The sequence below is a fragment of the Enterobacter cloacae complex sp. P12RS genome, assembly GCF_014895875.1.
Taxonomy (GTDB): domain Bacteria; phylum Pseudomonadota; class Gammaproteobacteria; order Enterobacterales; family Enterobacteriaceae; genus Enterobacter; species Enterobacter bugandensis.
The window spans coordinates 1-3,304 of record NZ_JADBQO010000078.1; the positions used below are offsets into that span (position 1 = coordinate 1).

Here is a 3,304-nt window from a genome sequence, read left to right on the forward strand (position 1 = left end):
ATTAGGGGCAGTATGGCTAGTTGTTTTAAACCTGCTGGTGGTGCTGGTCATGAGAGGAATTGATTGTTAATTAATCACTTTCCCGCTCCGGTGGTTTTTTTACGCCCAAAATCTTGACCCTCATTTTTTTGGTGTTACTGTATAAATATACAGTTAATTATCAGGGGTGGTTATCATGGGTTTTCCATCACCAGCAGCTGACTACGCAGAACAGACGCTCACTATCACCAGCCTTTGCGGCTATGACGGCAACAGCCGCACCATCGAAACATCAGCCGGGTACGCGATCATAAACGTCGCCAGAAATCCGGAAGTGGGTGATACCGTCCTGATTTCGTTCTGCGGCAGTTTGGACTTCGCAAAAGTCTAGGGGAAGGCGCTGATCACTCAGGATGGAGAGGCTATCGAGGGCGATGCGCTGGACGATGCAACCGTAATGGGTGTGGTAACGAACCTCCTAAATCATGTGACAGATACCGACAATCGGCCGGTGATTTAAAAAGGCTGGATCTGTTTTCTGTAGCTTGAAAGCAGATCGGTTAGACAGGTCAATTCCAATTAATTGATCTATCTAACCTATTAGACATCTGGTTAGCGGAAACCTTTATGAAATCAGTTTACAGGGAGAAAAGGACCGCCCCCGCAAGGGGAAATCCATTTTTAGGGAATTGCCCATGAAATTGAATGAATTTGCTGCCGGTCTCACCAAAGACGGAATGCTTGTTTTATGTCTTACTGATGGTGAAATAACAGACTACCTGGTTACCAGCAAGGCATTGCGCACATTGATTCGCCGGGAAGGAGGCGGGCTTTCAGCCCAGATTCTGGACGATGAAGATCGGATTATCAACTTGAACTCCCTGCCAGAAGCACTTAAGGTTCTCAAGCAGTAGGTGTTGATTTATAATAATCAAACGGGCTGAACACCCTCTGATTACTGCGCCAACCTGAGGAATCAAAATGGCGCAGAGCATTACCCTAAACAATTCTCACCGCCCTTCTATGTGCGGTGTTTCTGCTTATGCTGGTGGTCCAGCATGAAGAAAGCAGATAGCCTCCATCTTTCGCGTGTGGCCGCATTGGGCTGCATCGTGTGCAGAAATCAGAACCTGGGCGAAACGCCTGCGGAAATCCACCACATCCGAACCGGGCAGGGCGCAAGCCAGCGCGCTGACCATCGGAAATCAATTCCTCTGTGCCATATGCACCATCGCAACGGCGGTTATGGTGTAGCCATTCATGCTGGCCGTAAGCAATGGGAGAAAAACTTCGGAACCGAGTTGCAGCTGCTGGAGCAGGTCCAGTTAGAGCTGGGAGTGTTCTATGCCTAAATACCTCATCACTCCTGTCGGAAAACCCCGCATGACCCGCGCTGATAAGTGGAAGCAGCGTCCGCCGGTGATGCGCTATCGCATGTTTTGCGATGAAGCCCGCCTTCATGGAATCCAGATGCCGGAGAACGGCGCCCATATCACTTTCGTTTTGCCGATGCCGACGAGCTGGAGCAAGAAAAAACGCGCAGCTCTGGACGGACAACCCCATCAGCAAAAACCCGACCTGGACAACTTAACAAAATCGCTGCTGGACGCCTTGTTTGAGGATGACTCCCACATTTGGGACGCCCGGACATCAAAAGTATGGGGCGAAACCGGAATGATAATTATCGAAAACATTGGAGAGAAAAATGCGTGACATGTACGAGGTAATGGATCGCTGGGGAGCTTGGGCTGCAGCTGATAGCAGTGGAGTAGACTGGCAACCAATAGCCGCTGGTTTTAAAGGTTTACTTCCGCACGGTAAGAAATCACGCCTGCAATGTGATGATGATGAAGGGATCATGATTGATGGTTGTCTTGCACGCCTGAAGAAGCATAAATCTCATGAATATGAGCTGATTATCGCACATTTTTTACTTGGTATTTCCTTGAGAAAAATTGCAAGAAAGAGAAAGTGTTCGGATGGGACAATCAGAAAAGAGATGCAAACAGCGCTAGGTTTTATCGAGGGGCTTGTTTGCATACTCTCTGATAAATGATTTTGAAAATGTCAATTGGTGAGCGATTAAATTGGCCTTTTCGAACTTGATTTAAACCTACGGCCACTAATACCTGAAATCCATATATCCTCCTCGATAAAGTCGAGGAGTGCTTTAATCTCTTTTTTTAGTATTGGCATTGTTATTGTCTCAACCCCTCCATTTATTGTAGTTTGAAGCGGGAAGTTGACTTTTTGAGCTTCAGCTTTGAATAGTGGCAGGTTCTGTGGGGTAAGTAATCCTGTTTGATTTATTAATGTAACTTTGTTTCTGATAACTGTGTCGGCAACGATTTTAAGATCGAATCCTTGCTGGGTGGAAAACACAGGTAATTGTGAAAAGGTATCCAGTTGCTGGTCAGTGGCAGCTTCGAAGTATGAAGTCATGTCAAAAACACTTCGTAAGACAAAGAAACTTTTAAAGAAAATATGGTCAGTGTTAATTATAGCAACAAGTTTATCATCCACGTTAAACCCAGTACTAACAGCTTTACTAAAAGTGGTCTTTTTACCTACTAAAGCCCCTAAAAAGGATTTTGATGTATCTAATATTTGCTTTTTATTGAAGGTTTGCAAAGCAATTATGTTTGGATTAGCTGGCGCATCAACACCGACAAATAGTGCTTTAATATTAGTTATGTCTATAACGCTAGGATCCCAAATCGGTATGGCTGTTGGTCTTTTAACTGCATCAATGAGTGATGAAGCCGCTGCAAAATTCTGCACTTCAAAGCATTCATCATAACGAGGAGTATATCCTGCATAAAATGGGATAACAGTACTGTGATGGGATTCAAAATGAAGTTTCTGTTGCTGGAAAATGGTCTTCACGGCCGTGCTTGCGGGTTTGTCTAATTCAACCCTCATTATCTTTGTAGCTATTGAGTTGTCCATTAAAGCAAAAAGAGCCATATTGCTATCCTTCTACATGTAGATATGTGTAGTCAGTTAACTGCACGACATTAAAAGAAATGTTTTGGATGTCAGTAATTACCGATTTAGATATTAAAACGAATCCTACACCTGTATCATCTTCGGCTTCGTAAAATTTGTACCCATGCAATGATAAGACTGGGTTAAAATTGTAGTTTTCTGAGAAACAAATGTAAAAAAGAAGTGAAATGTAAAAAAATACTGCATATGATTTATTTTCGGCAATGGAATCAGTCCCTAAAAGTGGGAAAAGATAACTCAAAAAATAATTAGTAACCTCTTTATTAGCAGGAGATAAAGAATTAATGTTTTTAGTTAATACTTCTAATTTCCATTC

Annotated in this window: 6 protein-coding genes and 1 pseudogene; 5 read left to right on the plus strand and 2 right to left on the minus strand. The window is 43.5% G+C overall.

Annotation, left to right across the window (positions count from 1 at the left end):
- The first annotated feature begins 175 nt into the window (after positions 1-175).
- The 5 genes and pseudogenes from IM284_RS22790 to IM284_RS22810 all read left to right on the plus strand — a co-directional run bounded on the left by IM284_RS22790 (position 176) and on the right by IM284_RS22810 (position 2,035).
- A pseudogene (locus tag IM284_RS22790) lies at positions 176-499 on the plus strand (hypothetical protein).
- A gap of 175 nt (positions 500-674) precedes the next feature.
- Positions 675-893: a hypothetical protein gene (locus IM284_RS22795; RefSeq protein WP_149366350.1), complete on the plus strand. Its 219-nt coding sequence runs from the start codon at positions 675-677 to the stop codon at positions 891-893.
- Between the two features lie 144 nt (positions 894-1,037).
- Positions 1,038-1,331, plus strand: a complete 294-nt coding sequence (locus IM284_RS22800) for a Ref family recombination enhancement nuclease (protein ID WP_044865508.1) — start codon at positions 1,038-1,040, stop codon at positions 1,329-1,331.
- Positions 1,324-1,692, plus strand: a complete 369-nt coding sequence (locus IM284_RS22805; RefSeq protein WP_193055956.1) for a RusA family crossover junction endodeoxyribonuclease — start codon at positions 1,324-1,326, stop codon at positions 1,690-1,692. The genes IM284_RS22800 and IM284_RS22805 overlap by 8 nt, the downstream gene beginning before the upstream one ends.
- The gene (locus IM284_RS22810) at positions 1,685-2,035 is read left to right on the plus strand and encodes an antiterminator Q family protein (protein WP_193055957.1); all 351 of its coding nucleotides are present in this window, start codon (positions 1,685-1,687) and stop codon (positions 2,033-2,035) included. The genes IM284_RS22805 and IM284_RS22810 overlap by 8 nt, the downstream gene beginning before the upstream one ends.
- A gap of 26 nt (positions 2,036-2,061) precedes the next feature.
- On the opposite strand, the gene IM284_RS22815 is transcribed toward IM284_RS22810, so the two are convergent.
- Both IM284_RS22815 and IM284_RS23540 read right to left on the minus strand, forming a co-directional pair.
- Positions 2,062-2,946 (minus strand): DUF4868 domain-containing protein, encoded by an 885-nt coding sequence (locus IM284_RS22815; RefSeq protein ID WP_193055958.1) that lies wholly within the window; start codon positions 2,944-2,946, stop codon positions 2,062-2,064.
- A gap of 4 nt (positions 2,947-2,950) precedes the next feature.
- On the minus strand, positions 2,951-3,304 hold a 354-nt coding region (locus tag IM284_RS23540; protein ID WP_226838952.1), incomplete at its 5' end, for a hypothetical protein.

Coding starts and splice junctions, on each gene's coding strand:
- IM284_RS22795 (WP_149366350.1), top strand. CDS start 675: ATGAAATTGAATGAATTTGCTGCCGGTCTCACCAAAGACGGAATGCTT.
- IM284_RS22800 (WP_044865508.1), top strand. CDS start 1,038: ATGAAGAAAGCAGATAGCCTCCATCTTTCGCGTGTGGCCGCATTGGGC.
- IM284_RS22805 (WP_193055956.1), top strand. CDS start 1,324: ATGCCTAAATACCTCATCACTCCTGTCGGAAAACCCCGCATGACCCGC.
- IM284_RS22810 (WP_193055957.1), top strand. CDS start 1,685: ATGCGTGACATGTACGAGGTAATGGATCGCTGGGGAGCTTGGGCTGCA.
- IM284_RS22815 (WP_193055958.1), bottom strand. CDS start 2,946: ATGGCTCTTTTTGCTTTAATGGACAACTCAATAGCTACAAAGATAATG.